This window comes from Acidobacteriota bacterium (assembly GCA_003225175.1).
GTDB lineage: Bacteria > Acidobacteriota > Terriglobia > Terriglobales > Acidobacteriaceae > Gp1-AA112.
The window spans coordinates 126,748-143,507 of sequence record QIBA01000036.1 but is presented as its reverse complement, the minus strand read 5'-3'; the positions used below and the strand labels follow the sequence as shown (position 1 = coordinate 143,507).

The window sequence follows — 16,760 nt, the reverse complement described above, 5'->3', positions numbered from 1 at the left end:
TCTTTGTGTTCAAATAACTCCGAATGTCTTCTGGACCCCTCGGTCTCATTGCCGGCAACGGCCGTTTTCCATTTTTGGTACTTGATGCCGCACGGGCAAAAGGCGAGCAGGTCGTAGTAGCGGCTATCAAAGAAGAAACCCAACCTGAGATCATCGAACGAGCCGCACTCGACTCCGGCATTCGAGTTCATTGGCTCTCTCTAGGCGAATTATCGAAGCTCATCGAGACTTTCCGGCGAGAAGGCGTAAGCCGCGCCATCATGGCAGGCCAGGTTAAGCACAAGCAGATATTCTCCAGCATTCGTCCGGATTGGCGACTCGCCAAACTGCTTCTATCCATTCGCACTCGGAACACCGACGCACTGCTTGGCGCTATTAGCAAGGTATTAGGCGATGAGGGAATCACGCTTCTAAGTTCGACCTTCTACCTCGAGCCCTTGCTGGCGCGAGCCGGAGTGCTCACGAAACGCGCACCAAATGAAGATGAACAGAAGAACGTCTCGTACGGCCGCGCCGTGGCACTCCACTTGGCGCAATACGATATCGGACAAACGGTCGTGATTGCCGAATCGGCGTGCATTGCGGTGGAGGCGATGGAGGGCACCGACGCGACGATTCTGCGTGCAGGCGAGATTATCCGCAGCCTGCATCACGAACACTCGCCGGATTCATTCCTAAGTCGCGCATTAACTGTGGTGAAGGTGGCAAAGCCAAAACAGGATTTGCGCTTCGATGTTCCAGTGGTTGGAGTAAAGACACTTCAAACCATGCGAGAGGCAGGAGCTACATGTTTAGCAATCGACGCGCAGAGCTGTCTGCTTTTGGACAGCGAACGCATTATCGAAGCTGCAGATGCGGCCGGCATCGCGATCGTGAGCTCAGACGCCTAGCGAGAGTCTTGCTTATTGCCTATCGCTTATTGCCGCTTTTTAAGACGAATGATCGTGCACAATCCGCCATCCTTCCGCCAGGCGCCTGCATAATAGCGTCGTTAATCCGTCGAGCTTCTTGCCGTCTTTCATCTCCAAGTGCCAGCGCGCAGTCACGAGCGCAGCGTCTTGACCGATGATTTGAATGTTCTCGTCCGTGAAGCTCAGTTTGCCCATCTCTGTTCCCGATCCTTGATATTTATCGCGATAGCGTTGCAATGTCGGCTGCCATCCACGAATGATCTTGTTTCCGGAGAAGAAGGTCACGTCGGGAGAGTGCCAGTAGCCCAGCATAAAACTTGTTAAATCGCCGCGATTCCACGCTGCGGTTTGTTCGTCCAGAATTCGCCGCAGGCCGGCGTCTGCCGTTTGAGTGTCGGCTAAAGGGCTTAGTAGAAGAAGCACAGCGATGATCCTGATCATGGTGAGGAGTATAGAAAACCGGCTCGAAAGCCTGCTTGGAATCGGTGCACTCAGGGCATCCGTGTATGTCAGGTCAACTCCGTTTTTTCAATCATTTCCACACACCATTGGCCTATCTCACTAGTAACCTCTGCCAGTGCCCATTTTGTTGACCTTTAAGGTAAGTTGCTGTAACTTCCGCTCGGGACCCCCCTTCTGCGCCGGAAACCGGCTGGAACCCGCCAATTCACGATAAGACAAGGCTGAAACACACAAGCAGGGAAACACTCGTTTCTGATAGGTAGCATGGTGCCCACAGTGGAAAAGGTTGGACGTTACGAGATTGTAGGCGAACTGGGCCGTGGCGCCATGGGACTCGTCTACCGGGCAGTGGACCCCAACATTGGACGACCCGTAGCGCTCAAGACCATGCGCCTCGACGTCCACGGCATGGATCACGACGAGATGCTGCGCCGCTTCCGCTACGAAGCCAAGGCAGCGGGGGCGATGAATCATCCCAACATCGTGATGATTTATGACGCGGACGAAGTCGATGGCCTCTTTTACATCGCCATGGAATACCTGGAAGGTCACACACTTCAGTCGCTGATGTCGGAGAAACGCATCATTCCGGGCGATCAGATCGTTGAAATCGCCAAACAGGTTGCTGCTGGACTGGATTACGCGAACGAGCGGAAGGTGATTCACCGCGACATCAAGCCGGCCAACATCATGATCACGCGCCAGAACGTGGCCAAGATCATGGATTTTGGTATCTCCAAAGCCGCGGGCAGCATGACGCATAGTGGCCAGGTGCTGGGCACTCCCAACTACATGTCACCTGAGCAAGTGAAGGGACTGGACCTTGACGGGCGGGCTGATCTCTTCAGTTTTGGCGTTGTGCTTTATGAAATGGCAACCGGAGAGCGTCCTTTCACTGGGCAAAACGTAACGACGATCATTTACAAGATTGTTCACGAGAACCCGATTCCGGCCAGCGAACTCGAGGTAACGGTCCATCCGGGCATCAGTTCTGTTATTTCGAAATGCCTCTCAAAGGATCCTGCTGAACGCTATCAGAGCGGCGCAGAGCTGGCGCACGATATGGAGAACTATCGCTCGATCGGCTCGGATGGAGAGATTACTTCAGTCCTACCGGACAACATTCGTGCGCAGGCTACACAGCCTGTCGGCATGTCGAGTGGAGTATTGCGAAGCGGCCCGCTATCTGTTCTCTCCTCCGGTTCATATGCGACCGGAGTTCAGCCAGCCCGGCTCGTGAGTTCGTCCGGCGCCATACCGGTAGTACCGCATCAATCGACCAAACTCGCCGGAGCAGCCGCTGCACCGCTAACGTCTGCTACCCAACTATGGGGAAAGAGAGCGAAAGTTGGGGGAATCGCAGTAGTTGTGTTCAGTGCTCTGGTGGCTGGCGCAACGCTGATTACAAATAAATATTGGAAGAAGCTGACTCAACAGCAAAGGCAATTTCAGTCTGCATCCCAGCCGAATTCCAAAATGGTTGACGTCGCGAAGAAGCCGGCACTGCTGAAGCCGGCTGTTGCTCATGCATCTCAGAAGAGCTCAGATCCCGCTTCAGACAGAATTCAGATGCGCTTCACTTCAAAGCCAGAAGGCGCAGTTGTTCAAATCGATGGGCTCTCGAGCGCAGCTTGGACTACTCCATTTACTGCTTCCGACCTTAAGCTCGGAGCGCACAACGTAGTATTCACCAAGCCCGGCTATAGCGAGGAATCCCGCAAGATCGAGTTGAACCCGAGCAGCTCGACATTTCGCATCAATTTGTCGCGAAGCATCACTTCAGTTTCGGTTACAAGCCAGCCCCCTGGAGCCGACATCGAGATCGATGGACAATCGGCGCACAAGCGCACTCCTGCACGCATTCCGGTTGCTGAGGGGCAGCATCGGATCGTGGTGCATCTGGATGGGTATCGCAACGCGCAGGTAACCGCGAAGGTCGTGAAGGCACAGATCTTTAGGTTTTCACCCGTGCTGAATCCTACAGACGCGCGGGAGGCGGGCAACTCGAGCCTCGTGGCGACTCGTTTTAGAAAGTTGTTCGGCGGGGGTATCCCTGCGGGAAAAGGCATGATAGATTTCGTCACCACGCCTCCCGGGGCGAAAATAATCGTAAACGGCAAAACAGTAGCAATCGCTACTCCGGCGCATGCCCCCTTCGCGCCGGGAGACTATCGTATTGAACTGCGCCAGTCCGGTTACAAGCCGGTCCAGCAAACCGTGCATGTAGAAGTCGGCAAGATCTCAAAGGTGGAAACAAAGCTGGATCCTCAGTAATTTTCATGAGTCGCATCATCATCTCGGCGCCTGACGGCAAGCGCGGCATGCTCGAACTGACGAAGCCACTCATCAGCATCGGGCGAGGTGCGGCTAATGACCTGGTACTGCCCGACAACAGCGTGAGCCGCTTCCATGCGGTGATCAAATGCCAGGACGGGCAGACATTCATCGCCGACCGTAACAGCACAAATGGCGTGGTAATCGAGGGGGAGAGGATCGTCGGTGAGCGAGAGCTGCATCATAACGACGTCGCGCACCTGGGCTCCTACGAACTGCGCTTTGAAGAAGTGAGGGACTCTGGAATTCTGATTAAGAGCGCCGACATTCCTCCGACGCTGAACGACGTTCTGCGCGGAGGCAGTCGTCGCGAAGGCCTCGCATCCCAATTCTCTGGGCAAATACCACAAGAACTGACAGACCAGATAAAACGTCTCGAGCGAGAAAACCATCTGCTCACGATGCTGTATGACGCCGGCATCGCTCTTAGCTCCAAGCTTTCCCTCGACGGCATCTCTGAGCAGGTCATGAACCTTGCGTTTCGCATTCAAGGAGTCGAACGCGGATTCATGATGCTGTTTAACGACAGCGGCGAAGTCACGCGACAGACTGAAGTTCGATATCGTAGGCCACAAACGGGAAGCGCCAGCCAACCGCACATCATTCTCAGCCGGGCGATCCTGGATCGGATTCGCACCGAGAAGAAGCCCATTCTGGTCACGGACGTCGCTACCGATGAGCGTTTTCGTGGTAGTGAAAGCATGCGCATTGCCGGTCTTCGTTCTGCAATGTGCGCTCCGCTGCTGGGCAGCGGAAAACTCTTCGGCATTTTGTACGTCGACAATCTCGAGAAGCCGCAGGCCTTTACTCAGGACGAATGGAATGTCTTTGCTCTCGTAGCTGCGCAGGCAGGCGCAGCCATCGATACTCTCTATGCGCATGAGCAGATTGCGAAGCAAGTAACTCAGCGCGCCGCCCTGGAGCGATTCCTGTCGCCCGAAGTCGTGGAGATGGTGGCGAAGAACCCGGAAGGCGTGCGGCTCGGCGGCATCAATCAGAAAGTAAGCATCATGTTCGCCGACATCCGCGGCTTCACTACGCTCAGCGAGAGGATGGAGCCGGAGAAGGTTGTCGAGATCCTGAACAACTACTTCACGCACGTGACCGACATCATCTTCGACCATGGTGGAACGCTCGATAAATACCTCGGCGACGGAGTGATGGCTCTGTTCGGCGCCCCACTGAGCAAGGGTAACGACGCAGAGAACGCGGTGCGTACTGCGCAGGCAATCCAGCGATTAGTGATCGAGTTGAATCGCGATGCCCCAGAGCGCCAATGGCCCGAGTTCGGAGTGGGAATAGGAATCAATACCGGGATTGTTACGGCAGGTAATATCGGATCGCCACGACGAATTGACTATACCGTAATCGGCGACACGGTCAACACGGCGGCGCGTCTGATGTCGAACGCGCCGGCAGGGAAGATCATCATCTCGCAGGCCACGGCAGCAGATCTGACTGAGAGTAGATTCGTTCTCACGGCCCTGAGCCCTCTCACCGTAAAGGGCAAGTCCGAGCCCATTCCGGTTTTTCGTGTGGATTGGGAAAACGAATTGGCCGCCACGCAGCCTAACTAGCGCTTGGTAGAGATCAGCATGCTGCGTCTCTACCAAAAGTATTACTTCCTCTTCCAGCGCAATCCATCCTTAGTGTCTTCAATGATTATGCCGGAATTTGCGAGTTGCTTACGCACCGCATCGGCTTTAGCGAAATCGCGCGATTTGCGTGCCTGCTGCCGTTGCTCAATCAAGGCTTCCACTTCAGTATCGCTGAGAGTTGATTCAACGACGGCTGCGCCGGCGGGCTTGCCTTCGGCTCGCGCCCAATGCAGCACCTGCTTGATCTTCTCGGCATCGTCATCGTTTAGCACAGAAAAGATCTCGTCGAAATCCGCCAGCGCCCGCTGCAGCGCCGGAACGTTATCGCGTAGCAGCTTGCCATTGTCACCGGCAGCATTTGCTTCTCGTACCATGTCAAAGACCGCGGCGAGCGCTTGCGCCGTATTCATGTCGTCATCGAGCGCCGCACGAACTTTTGCCCGCGCGGATTTTGCAAGGACTTCCATTTCCGGATTAGAACCCGCTGCAAATTTTCCGCTATCGAGACGCGCCTTGAAGTTGCGCAATCGCTCCACAGAATTGGCGGCCTGCCTGAGTCCATCAAAGGTAAAGTTGAGCTGCTTCTGATAGGGAACTGACGATAGCAAATAACGGATCGATGACGGCTTGTGTCCCTTCAGAATCAGGTCGCGTGGCGTGTAGAAGTTGCCGAGGCTCTTCGACATCTTCTGGCCTTCGACCAGCAGGAAACGCACGTGCATCCAGTAATTCGCGAAGGACTTGCCGGTAGCTGCTTCCGATTGCGCGATTTCGTTTTCGTGATGCGGGAAGATTAGGTCCTCGCCGCCAAGATGCACGTCCAGCGTGTCACCCAGATACTCCATGGCCATAGCGGAGCACTCGATGTGCCAGCCCGGGCGTCCTGGGCCAATCTCTGTTTCCCACTTCGCCTCGCCTGGCTTCGGAGACTTCCACAAGGCAAAGTCACGGACGCTGTCTTTTTCGTACTCATCCACGTCGACCCGGGCGCCATCGGAGATGGCTGTCATGTCCTTCTTTGAAAGCTTGCCGTATTGCGGGAATCTCGCGATGCGGAAATAGTAGGATCCATCGTCGGTCTTGTAGGCAAAGTCCTTCTTCTGAAGATGCGCAATCAGTGATGCCATTTTGGGAATGTGTTCCGTAGCCCGGGCAATCTGCTCCGGTTTCTCGAGCGAGAGCATCTCCATGTCTTCAAAAAACGCCTGTTCGTACCTTGCTGCATACTCGCGCACACCTAAGCGCTTAGCGGCAGAATTGCGAATGATCTTGTCATCGACGTCAGTGATGTTCATGACATGGTTGAGCGTATATCCGCTCTGCCGGAGGAAGCGGCGGAAGAGATCGACGAAGACAAACGTTCGAAAATTCCCGATATGGCCGTAATCGTAAACCGTAGGCCCGCAAGAGTACATCCGGATGTGTTTCTCTTCGACGGTTTTTAGCTCTTCGACGCGACCTGAAAGTGTGTTGAAAACTTGGAGCGCCATGCGTGAGATGGAGGCTGAGACAGAATCTTCGATTCTAGGGATGATTGCGAGGGAAGGTCAATTCGCGCGGCAGTGTGGTGTTATGCGCAGCGTAGAGACGCATGCTGCGTCTCTACGCTGCAACGTAAGACTCAGATGTCCAGGTTCTTCACATCCAGAGCGTTTTCCTCGATGAACTTGCGGCGCGCTTCCACATCTTCGCCCATCAGCGTGGTGAAGATCGTTTCTGTTTCCGCAATGTCTTCGAGCTTTACTTGCATCAGGCTGCGCACTTCGGGATTCATGGTCGTCTCCCAGAGCTGCGTAGAGGTCATTTCACCGAGGCCTTTATACCGTTGGACGTCGTAGTCTTTCTTGCCCTGGCTCAGCACATAGTCAAACAGCTCACGGGAAGACTGCTTCTCTACTGGCTCGACCGCCACCTTGCGCTTCGCAGTCCCTCTTTCCTGCCTGGCTGTTTCGGCTTCGAGTATTGGCGTTTCACCTTCCGCCTCGCCGGCTGCTTTGGTCTTCTCTGCACGCGGCGCGTGCTCGATGATGAAGGGCGGATCCATGTACGCGGCAATCTGCTTGTACTTGGAGATCATCTGCCGGTACTCGGGAGAGGTGACCAGCTCCCAATTAATCAGCCGCTCGGCGCCGTTGGAATCGACGAAGCTCACCAGCCAAGTATTGTGCTCTTCTTCGTGACGCGTTTCTACCGACTTGAGTCCCATTTCCTTCATCAGTGACTTAATTCGCTTTTCCACTTCTTTGACCTTTGAGGGAACGCTTTTTTCGGAACCCTCAAAATCTGCACGCGAGGTGAAGTCAATCTTCGGCAGCAGCTCGGTAATGCGTTCTTCGCGGAGATGCTTGTTGACCTTGTCGAAGAATCCGAGATACTCGTTAAGCTTGGTCATGAACTTTGTCAGCTCAGGACCTTCGAGCTTAGCTGCGCCTTCGCCGTAACGAATGGTCATGCCATCGGCCGCGCGGCGGACCATTACCTTCACGAACTCGCGATCGTCTTTGATGTACTGCTCGAACTTGCCTTTCTTAATGCGATAGAGCGGTGGCTGCGCAATGTATACGTGGCCACGCTTGATCAGCTCGGTCATGTGGCGGAAGAAGAACGTGAGCAGCAGCGTGCGAATGTGCGATCCGTCCACGTCAGCATCGGTCATGAGGATTACTTTGCCATAGCGAAGCCGTGCAGGATCGAAATCGTCTTTGCCGATCCCGCAACCTAGGGCCGTGATCATGGCGCGGATTTCTTCGTGTCCCAGCATCTTGTCGTAACGTGCCTTCTCGACATTCAGAATCTTGCCTTTCAGCGGCAGAATCGCCTGGAAGCGGCGGTCGCGTCCCTGTTTGGCAGTTCCGCCGGCGGACTCACCTTCCACGAGATAGATTTCGCAACGATCCGCACTGCGCTCCGAACAATCGGCGAGCTTGCCGGGGAGCCCTCCGCCATCGAGCGCGCCTTTACGGCGCGTTAGGTCGCGAGCTTTACGCGCTGCTTCACGCGCGCGGGCGGCTTCAATGGCTTTGTTGATAATGCGGCGCGCAATTGTTGGATTCTGTTCGAGAAAAGCCCCTAGGCGCTCGTTTACAAATGCCTGCACTGTGCCGGCGATATCTGAGTTGAGCTTGCCCTTGGTTTGTCCCTCGAATTGAGGCTGCGAGAGCTTCACGCTGACAACGGCAATGAGTCCTTCGCGCACGTCGTCGCCGGAGAGGCTTTCAGTGTCTTTGAGCAGGGCCAGCTGCTTGCTGCCGCCGGCGTAGTTGATCGTACGCGTTAATGCCGTTCTGAAACCGGAAAGATGTGCACCCCCATCGACCGTGTTGATGTTATTCGCAAAAGAAAAAACTGATTCGGAATAGCCGTCGTTGTATTGCAGCGCGATCTCCATGCCAACTCCATCGCGTTCGGCTTCCATGTAGATTGCTTTGTCGTGAAGGACCTGCTTCCCGCGGTTGAGGTGCTTCACGAATTCGGCGATACCGCCGGTGTATTTGAATTCTGCCTGCTTGGCCTCGCCTGTCTTGGAATCTGTGGCACGCTCGTCCGTTAGCGTGATACTAAGGCCCTTGTTGAGAAACGCGAGCTCGCGAAGACGCTGCGCCAGCGTGTCGTAGTTGTACTCAATACTCGAGAAGATTTCCTTATCGGGTAGGAAGTGCACCTTGGTGCCACGCTTCTTCGTGGTGCCAGTCTTTTTGAACTTCGTCGTTGGCAGTCCCTTTGTGTAACCCTGTTCCCAAACGAAACCGTCGCGCCAGATCTCGAGTTCGAGCTGATGCGAGAGTGCGTTAACGACGCTCACGCCCACGCCATGCAGACCACCTGAGACTTTGTAAGTTGACGAATCGAACTTCCCGCCAGCATGCAGAACCGTAAGTACTACCTGTGCTGCGGGAAGTTTTTCGCCGTGATACTCCATGTCGTCGACTGGAATGCCGCGGCCGTTGTCGACTACGGTGATGGAGTTGTCGATGTGGATCGTGACGTCTATGCGATCAGCATAGCCAGCCAGAGCTTCGTCAACAGAATTGTCGACAACTTCGTAGACGAGATGATGCAGCCCCATCTCTCCCGTAGATCCGATGTACATCGCCGGGCGAAGCCGAACAGCCTCTAATCCTTCGAGAGCCTTGATGGAATCGGCGGTATATTCGCCATTCGTGCCGCCATTGGCCTTTTTGGGCTTCGTTTCCTTGGCTGAGCTCTGCTCTTCTTCCACTATCTCTTGCGACCTGATCGCTGCTTCTTTCACTTGGGGACCCCATCTAAGCTGGTTTTAAGCCCTCTAAATCACGCGCTGAGGAGCGCGCCGAACCCGCTGAAGAGGCGGGAAGTTTGAGCCGGAAAATAGTTGATAATTCAGGGATTTATGGCCTTTTTCGACCTCCTCATTTTAGCATATCTGAGCGCCTGATTTCGAGTCGTAAATCAGCCTTGGGATCGCCCAAAGCCCTCGCCATTTTGTGTTGCAAATTGGAAAAATAGGGCGGAGTTTTCCACAGTTTTCCACAGAAATAACTGTTTTCAAATTCGGCACCTGTTGGTATTGTCCCAAACGAAAGTAACCAGTTACCGGATTACGTTGGTAATGAGGATTACTCATAACTCTTAGGGAGATTCCCATGAAAAAGTCGCTCCGTCTGCTGTTCGCCACTATCGTTATGGCCGCTGCTGTGGCTGCTGCTTCCACGAACAACACGAAGAGCCAGCTGGGAAGTGGCGCTGAACCCGTTCCGATGTGCCCTCCGGGCGTTTGCGCCCTCAACTAGTAACTAGTAGGTACTGGTTACTAACAGACAAGAATTTGGCTTGATGTAGGGCGGGTGAAAGGCTATCCTCCTCGCGAACAGGTGACCTATGCCCGCCCTCTCGCTTCAGTCGATCTTGATCTGGGCTGCCGCTCCAATCCTGCAGTCCTTGTGCATTTTTGCGCTCTATCGACGCAACCTGTTGAACCAATTCAGGTTCTTCGCATCGTTCCTGGCATTCCAAGTAATTAAGAACGGTGTCCTTTTTCTCTGCTACCACTATTCTTCGCAGCAATCGTGGACGTATTACGCGAGTTACTGGGTTGGTACAGCAATGGCGGATATGTTCAAGATCGCAGTTCTGTACGAGATCTTCTGCGCTGCCTTTAAACCGTTCGCCGGTTTACAGGATCTCGCTAAGGTCGTTTTCAAGTGGGCCGCAGCTTCCATCTTGTTGGTTGGATTCCTGGTATTTGTCACCACACCTGCCTCCCAGCCGATCAAATTCAACTGGCTGATTGTCGGCATCTACGACTTCGAGAAGATTGTGCGTCTGATGGAGTGCGCTCTGCTCCTGTTCCTATTCATGGGATCTCAGCACCTCGGCATGTCGAGAAAGAACCGGATATTCGGGTTTGCACTCGGGTTCGGCATTGACGCCTTCTTCCAATTGATTGTTTACAGTGCTGCCGCTACTTCTCACGTGAGTAAGCTCCACATGTGGGGCCAGTTGCCTCCAGTCGTTTACTTTGTGTCGCTTCTGGTTTGGGTGGGTTATCTCGTGCAACCGGAGCCTGCTCCCGAATCGCTGCATATTCCGGTCACTTCACCGCTGTTACGGTGGAACGAAGTTGCACTTGCACTGGGACACAGCGGTGGGCGCGTCGCACTCAACATGCCGACGGAACCATTCATGCCGAGCGTTGAGCGCATGGTTGAGCAGGTTATGCAGAAAGAGATGCTGGTCGAACGTCGCCAGCAGCGCGTCGTTTAGAGGTCCTGAGATTGTCATCAGAGAGGCCGTTCCGTCAGGAACGGCCTTTTCTATTCCAGCTATGCGCCTGTGACCACCATGAGGCTGAATACCGCGCTTGCTGCGATCAGGAAAATCGCGGTTACAGCTACGTGCCGACGAAACCGTGTAGCGCAGAAGTGCGGCCCAAGCAGGTCCGCATAGATTCCACCGACAAAAATAAGCAAAAATGGGATCGCCCAGATACCGGAACTGCCAGCGGCGAATTGTCCCGGCCACCAAGGAATCAGCAGGCTGACTATGAGAGCAGACGCATTCCCAAAATATCGTGCGCGCCTCCAAACCACAAATACAAAAACGCAGCTTACAAAAGCGAGGATCTCAAGGGTGCCCCCCGGGACGGCGAAGAGCGAGGTCATCCTCGCTGTCGTCAAACGGATATATTCCCGGTTTGGGAGAAGAGCAGCGGCCGAGAAATCTTGACTGTTAAGCCCGAAACACAACAGAAAAACAACCGCTCCAATGAAGCTGCTCACTACGAGAATCCCGAGGGTTGCTATTCTTCGCCCAGGAGCCAGATAGAGCATGAATACGGCGGCAAACGCCAAGCCTGCAAGCGCTGCGCTTACGTTCGCGGCGGCGGTTAATCCGATCGCGAGGCCGAAGAGTACAATTCGCGGCCGCCATTTCCGTGGTGGCGCGTACAGCGTATGAGCCACCCCGATCGCCGTATAAACGAGTCCGAAGAGTCCCCACGCCGCGAGAATTCCCGAGTTCACTGTCGCACTCGCCAGCAACATCGCTGCACTAGTGCAGTAGAGACCGAGGGCCACATAACCGCCTTCATTGCCAAAAATGCGGCGCGCCACCCACCACAAAGCAGCCCCGAGCCATGTGCCAAATACCACGAACGGCATTCTCACGAGCCAACGATTGGGAGCGGCATAGATGCTGAATGCCTTTTTGTTTCCAGCCCAGTTCTTCGCAAGCCACGGGAGCAAGCCAGCACATCGTAGTTCCAGAATGCTATCGCCGGGAATCAGAGGGGAACTGCTACCTGCAAGCTGTTGAGAAGACCACAGCGATTGTCCGGCCAGGGCACTGCGCGTTTCCGACATCGTGAGCGGTAAGTGCGAGACGAGCCACAGACATTGAATGATAAAGAGCATCAGCAGTGCCGCGGCTATCTTCTGCGCTTTTTGGATCTTAAACCGCGGTCTGCGGGTCGTCATCGAATTTTTTAATCTATCATGCGATATTGTGACGGCGATTGGCTGATTATCCGAGGGCAAGGGACGCCTGTGCTGAGAAGTGTTCCGCCGCAAACTCGTGCGCCAGTAGTTTCGGATAGGCAGCGGCTGCGATCATCGCCGCATTGTCGGTTGAAAGCACAGGGGATGGAAAGAAAACACTGATGCCCTCTGCCTCCCCGCGTTTGACGAATTCCGTTCGCAGGGTTTCGTTTGAAGCGACACCGCCGCTCACGATGAGAGATTCCACTTCCATGTCCTCAGCCGCTCGCAGAGTTTTCCCAACCAAATCCCTGATGACCGCATCCTGAAAGGACGCAATCAGGTCCAGCGTGAGCTGATCGAGGTGCGGCAGAAAGTCTTCGGGCCGCGGAGTAGAAGCCTTCGCGAGCGCCCGAGCGCGCTTCTCGATTGAGGCCTGCATCGCGTGCATTTCTACAAAACGTAGGACGGCCGTCTTTATGCCGCTGAAAGAGAAGTCATACCGCTGCGTTTGATCTTCTCCGCGAACCCTGCGCTTCTCCTGGGCTTTGATTTGCGATTGGGGCATCGCTATCGCGCAAGGGTTTCCGTGCTTCGCTAATGCCTCGATGATTGGTCCGCCGGGATAGCTCAGTGCGAGGAGCTTTGCCACTTTGTCGAACGCCTCCCCTGCTGCGTCGTCCAGCGTGTGGCCGACGCTGCGATATTGCCAAGTTCCCGCTTTGGAACGATGGACTGCATATAGGTGCGTGTGTCCGCCAGAGACCACAAGCGCAAGCGCCGGCAGAGAGAGGTCTCTGGTAGTGCTCTGCCGATGCTCGAGCAGAACAGCATGGATGTGTCCTTCGAGGTGATTGACGGCTATCACTGGTTTCGAGAGCGCAAATGAAAGCGCTTTGGCGTACGTGATACCTACCAGAAGCGATCCCGCCAATCCCGGACCCTGGGTTACGGCGAGGGCATCTACCTGATCTAGTCTGATTTCGGCACGGCTCAGCGCCTCGCGCACGACCGGAACGATCGCGCGTAGGTGCTCGCGCGAGGCGAGTTCCGGCACTACTCCACCATAAGGCATGTGAGTTGCGATCTGCGAGGCAACTACGTTTGAGAGCACTTGCTCGCCATCGCGCACGATGGCCGCGGCAGTTTCGTCGCACGAGCTCTCAATTCCAAGGATTAGCATCGTCGATTCCTTATGATAAAGGGCAGGAGCTGCGAAAGCAGAGTTGATAATCGTCTAATCGTGAAAACGTCGACACATTCCGCTTTGCAGGGACGAGCCGAGTCAGCGAAAGCCTCGGCCCTTGGGGTTGTACGGCAGCTCCGTGCTCGTGGCAATAGTGCGTACTTTGTTGGCGGGTGCGTGCGCGATCTGCTGCTTGGCCTTCCTCCTCAGGACTACGACATTACTACGAGCGCCCATCCTGAGCAGGTGATGGCACTCTTTCCGAACACTATCGGGGTTGGAGCTCAGTTTGGAGTTGTCCTGGTTGTCGTCGGCGCTGATCATGCCGAAAGCAACCCGATCCACATCGAGGTGGCGACTTACCGGAGCGACGTTGGATACAGCGATGGTCGCCATCCGGACGCAGTTCGATACTCCGAGACTGCGCGCGAGGACGTGCAGCGCAGAGACTTCACTATCAATGGTCTGTTGCTGGATCCCTTAAGCAGCGAGGTTATCGATTACGTTGGCGGACGTTCCGATTTGGAACGTAAGATCATCCGCACGATCGGCGATCCTCGCCAACGCTTTCGTGAGGACAAGCTGCGAATGATGCGCGCGGTAAGATTTGCTGCCCGTCTCGGCTACGAGATCGAACCGAGCACGATGACGGCTATTCAGGAGTTAGCGCGGGGGATTTATCAAGTAAGTCGTGAGCGCATTCGCGACGAACTGGATAAGATGCTCACTGAAGGCCACGCACGCCGCTGCTTTGAGCTGCTCGATGCGACCGGGCTCCTCGTGGAAGTATTGCCTGAGGTAAGCGCCCTTAAAGGTGTGGAGCAGCCGCCACAGTATCACCCTGAGGGAGATGTCTGGATTCATACGTTGATACTTCTGGAGGGCGTAGAGAATGGTTGCTCGAAGTCTCTGGCCTGGGGAGTGCTGCTGCACGATATCGGCAAACCGCCTACGTTTCGCGTCGCACCGGATCGCATTCGTTTCGATCAGCATGCCGAAGTGGGAACCCGGATGGCGGTAGAGATCTGCAGGCGCTTGCGATTCCCGAACGAAGTCACCGAGCAGGTGAGCGCACTGGTTGCGAACCATATGCGCTTCGCTGACGTAGCGAAGATGAAAGAGTCTACGCTTAAGCGATTCATTCGGTTGCCTCATTTCGAAGAGCACCTGGAACTCCATCGCCTAGATTGTTCAGCCAGCCACTGCGACCTCTCGTTATACGAGTTTGTGCGGGAGAAGCTGGAGAACACGCCAGAGGAAGAGATCCGGCCGAGACCACTCATCACAGGGCTGGATCTAATTGAGCAGGGCTGGAAGCCCGGCCCGCAATTTCGCACCGTGCTGCAGGCGGTTGAGGATGCTCAACTTGAAGGAGTGTTGCACACTCGCGAGGAGGCGATGTCGTTCGTGCAGACGAATTTCGAGAAACAGTAAAGCCGAACATGCAAGCAAACAAACTCCTGTGCCAGCAGCTCGTCTTGCATGCGCTAAATGCAAGCAATCGAGAGCTCTTGATCGAAATCACATTTCGTCCGTTACGAACTTGTAACAGCAGCTTTCAATTTTCATGCCTACGATTGAGTGACTTGGTAACTCGCTGGTGCCAACTCTCATCCGAATCAACGAATCATCAACACTTCCAATGTCTTCGGGGTAACGTTCATCATGCAGATGATCAGACAAGCGCGCAGACTCATGTATTCGTGGGTAAGGACATGGAGCCAGATTCTCCTGGGTGAGTTGATTGCACTGAGCCAGCCAAGGAGCGAATTCAGAAGATAAAACAGGGGTACAGAGGAAAAGGCCGCTCACAAGCTGAGCGGCCTTTATGCTTTCAGAGAAGGCTGCAGTCTTACTTAAATCGCTGGTTAACTCCATCCCAATTCACGACGTTCCACCAGGCTGCCAAGTAGTCGGGACGCCGGTTCTGATACTTTAAGTAATACGCGTGCTCCCAGACGTCATTTCCCATAATGGCATGATGACCATCCACAATGGGATTATCCTGATTGGCCGTGGAAATGATTTCCAGCTTCCCGGCTTTACTGCGTACCAGCCACACCCATCCGCTGCCAAAGCGCTTAACTCCGGCGTCATTAAATTGCTTTTGGAAGTCTTCAAAACTGCCGAATGTTTTCTTGATCTCCTCGCCAATGCGGCCTGTAGGAGGACCTCCGCCTTTCTGCTTCATGATCTGCCAGAACATCGTGTGATTCATGTGTCCACCGGCATTGTTGCGAACAGCGGCGCGAATATCTTCAGGAAGACTGTTGATGTCGCGCAGTAAATCTTCAATACTCTTGTTGCCAAGGTGCGGATGTTTCTCCAGCGCAGCGTTCAAATTGTTCACGTAAGCGGCATGATGTTTATCGTGATGCAGAGTCATGGTTTGGGCGTCTATGGTAGGCTCCAGCGCGGAATAGTCGTATGGAAGCGGCGGAAGTGAGTGCGCCACGGCTTTCTCCTTTATTTAACAAGTTCAGCCCGCGAAGGCCAACCGGCGATGATAAATCAATCGCAGAGTTGTCGTGCAGGTTTGGGTCGTGTTCAAGCTGCCTTATTGAGACGAGGCAACACTGCACCGATGCTCACAAGATCTTCAAGGATTCGGTTTGTTTCCGCTTGTGAGGCACCAGCACACTCGGCGATCTCCGCAGGCTGACGAGATCCATTTACCGCATGCATCACTGCGCACGCGAGGGCATCGAGCTGGACGACATAGATTGTGCCATGATGAGTTCTCGAAAACAGCAGCGTCGTTGAGACGAGTCGCGTAATTTCTGGAACCCGTCTTTTCCTCAGACTCTCAAATATCTCGGGAAGAGAAAACTGAAATTCGCGAATCACAGTTGACAGGCTGCGCTGCGGAAAGCTGCTCGCCGGAGTCGGTTCAGAAGCAGCAAGCTGTACAAAGAATGCGAACTCGTATTGCAGCAGCTCGGTCCACCAACCCTCGGATCGTTTTCCTTCGAATTCCGAGAGCACAAGGTCACCGACCGCTCTCGCTGTGACGAGCGATCCTAAAACACAGCTCTTCAGGATGAGATCAAAAGCTGGAGTTTCCATGAGGTTTGCCGGGGCGTGTTCGGATCCGAGCAAACGTGCCGAGTACCGAAATCCCCGATGAAGACGATCGCGGTAATACCGTCGCGCGAGAAAGCGCGAGAAGCGTTCTGCGCGCTCGGCTTCGTTCGCATCCAGGAAATCGACATCGTTGCTGCCAGATCGCAAGCCGGCATCGGTCAGATAGTGGATAACCTGATCCTGAAGATGGCGATCCGACGATTGACCGAATCCACGCTGCGTCGAAGACATG

General features: G+C 54.6%; 12 protein-coding genes. 5 read left to right on the top strand and 7 right to left on the bottom strand.

Annotation, left to right across the window (positions count from 1 at the left end; translation table 11 throughout):
* Positions 1–23: 23 nt before the first annotated feature.
* Positions 24–890 carry a DUF1009 domain-containing protein gene (locus tag DMG62_07155; GenBank protein ID PYY23750.1) on the top strand — a complete coding sequence of 289 codons (867 nt, stop codon included), beginning with the start codon at positions 24–26 and terminating at the stop codon, positions 888–890.
* Between the two features lie 39 nt (positions 891–929).
* Here the strand turns inward: DMG62_07155 and DMG62_07150 are convergent, their stop codons facing one another.
* Positions 930–1,352 (bottom strand): DUF4440 domain-containing protein, encoded by a 423-nt coding sequence (locus DMG62_07150; protein PYY23749.1) that lies wholly within the window; start codon positions 1,350–1,352, stop codon positions 930–932.
* A gap of 285 nt (positions 1,353–1,637) precedes the next feature.
* On the opposite strand from DMG62_07150, the gene DMG62_07145 reads away from it, so the two are divergent.
* A complete protein-coding gene (locus DMG62_07145; protein ID PYY23748.1) occupies positions 1,638–3,647 on the top strand; it encodes a hypothetical protein in 2,010 nt (669 codons plus the stop codon).
* A gap of 5 nt (positions 3,648–3,652) precedes the next feature.
* Positions 3,653–5,284 (top strand): hypothetical protein, encoded by a 1,632-nt coding sequence (locus DMG62_07140; GenBank protein PYY23747.1) that lies wholly within the window; start codon positions 3,653–3,655, stop codon positions 5,282–5,284.
* 41 nt (positions 5,285–5,325) lie between these two features.
* Here the strand turns inward: DMG62_07140 and DMG62_07135 are convergent, their stop codons facing one another.
* Together DMG62_07135 and gyrB are read right to left on the bottom strand one after the other, a co-directional pair.
* Positions 5,326–6,795 carry a cysteine--tRNA ligase gene (locus DMG62_07135; protein PYY23746.1) on the bottom strand — a complete coding sequence of 490 codons (1,470 nt, stop codon included), beginning with the start codon at positions 6,793–6,795 and terminating at the stop codon, positions 5,326–5,328.
* Between the two features lie 131 nt (positions 6,796–6,926).
* Positions 6,927–9,527, bottom strand: a complete 2,601-nt coding sequence (gene gyrB, locus DMG62_07130; protein ID PYY23778.1) for a DNA topoisomerase (ATP-hydrolyzing) subunit B — start codon at positions 9,525–9,527, stop codon at positions 6,927–6,929.
* A 635-nt stretch (positions 9,528–10,162) separates the two neighbouring features.
* On the opposite strand from gyrB, the gene DMG62_07125 reads away from it, so the two are divergent.
* Positions 10,163–11,047 (top strand): hypothetical protein, encoded by an 885-nt coding sequence (locus tag DMG62_07125; protein PYY23745.1) that lies wholly within the window; start codon positions 10,163–10,165, stop codon positions 11,045–11,047.
* A gap of 59 nt (positions 11,048–11,106) precedes the next feature.
* On the opposite strand, the gene DMG62_07120 is transcribed toward DMG62_07125, so the two are convergent.
* Positions 11,107–12,258: a hypothetical protein gene (locus DMG62_07120; GenBank protein ID PYY23744.1), complete on the bottom strand. Its 1,152-nt coding sequence runs from the start codon at positions 12,256–12,258 to the stop codon at positions 11,107–11,109.
* A gap of 46 nt (positions 12,259–12,304) precedes the next feature.
* Positions 12,305–13,441, bottom strand: a complete 1,137-nt coding sequence (gene tsaD, locus DMG62_07115) for a tRNA (adenosine(37)-N6)-threonylcarbamoyltransferase complex transferase subunit TsaD (GenBank protein ID PYY23743.1) — start codon at positions 13,439–13,441, stop codon at positions 12,305–12,307.
* A gap of 12 nt (positions 13,442–13,453) precedes the next feature.
* Between tsaD and DMG62_07110 the strand changes: the two genes are divergently transcribed.
* Positions 13,454–14,878, top strand: a complete 1,425-nt coding sequence (locus tag DMG62_07110) for a phosphohydrolase (GenBank protein ID PYY23742.1) — start codon at positions 13,454–13,456, stop codon at positions 14,876–14,878.
* A 418-nt stretch (positions 14,879–15,296) separates the two neighbouring features.
* Here DMG62_07110 and DMG62_07105 read toward each other — a convergent pair whose 3' ends face one another.
* Positions 15,297–15,899, bottom strand: coding sequence for a superoxide dismutase (locus DMG62_07105; protein ID PYY23741.1), 603 nt, complete (start codon positions 15,897–15,899; stop codon positions 15,297–15,299).
* A gap of 92 nt (positions 15,900–15,991) precedes the next feature.
* Complete coding sequence (locus DMG62_07100; protein ID PYY23740.1) at positions 15,992–16,759, bottom strand: hypothetical protein; 768 nt, start codon at positions 16,757–16,759, stop codon at positions 15,992–15,994.
* Between the last annotated feature and the right edge of the window lies 1 nt (position 16,760).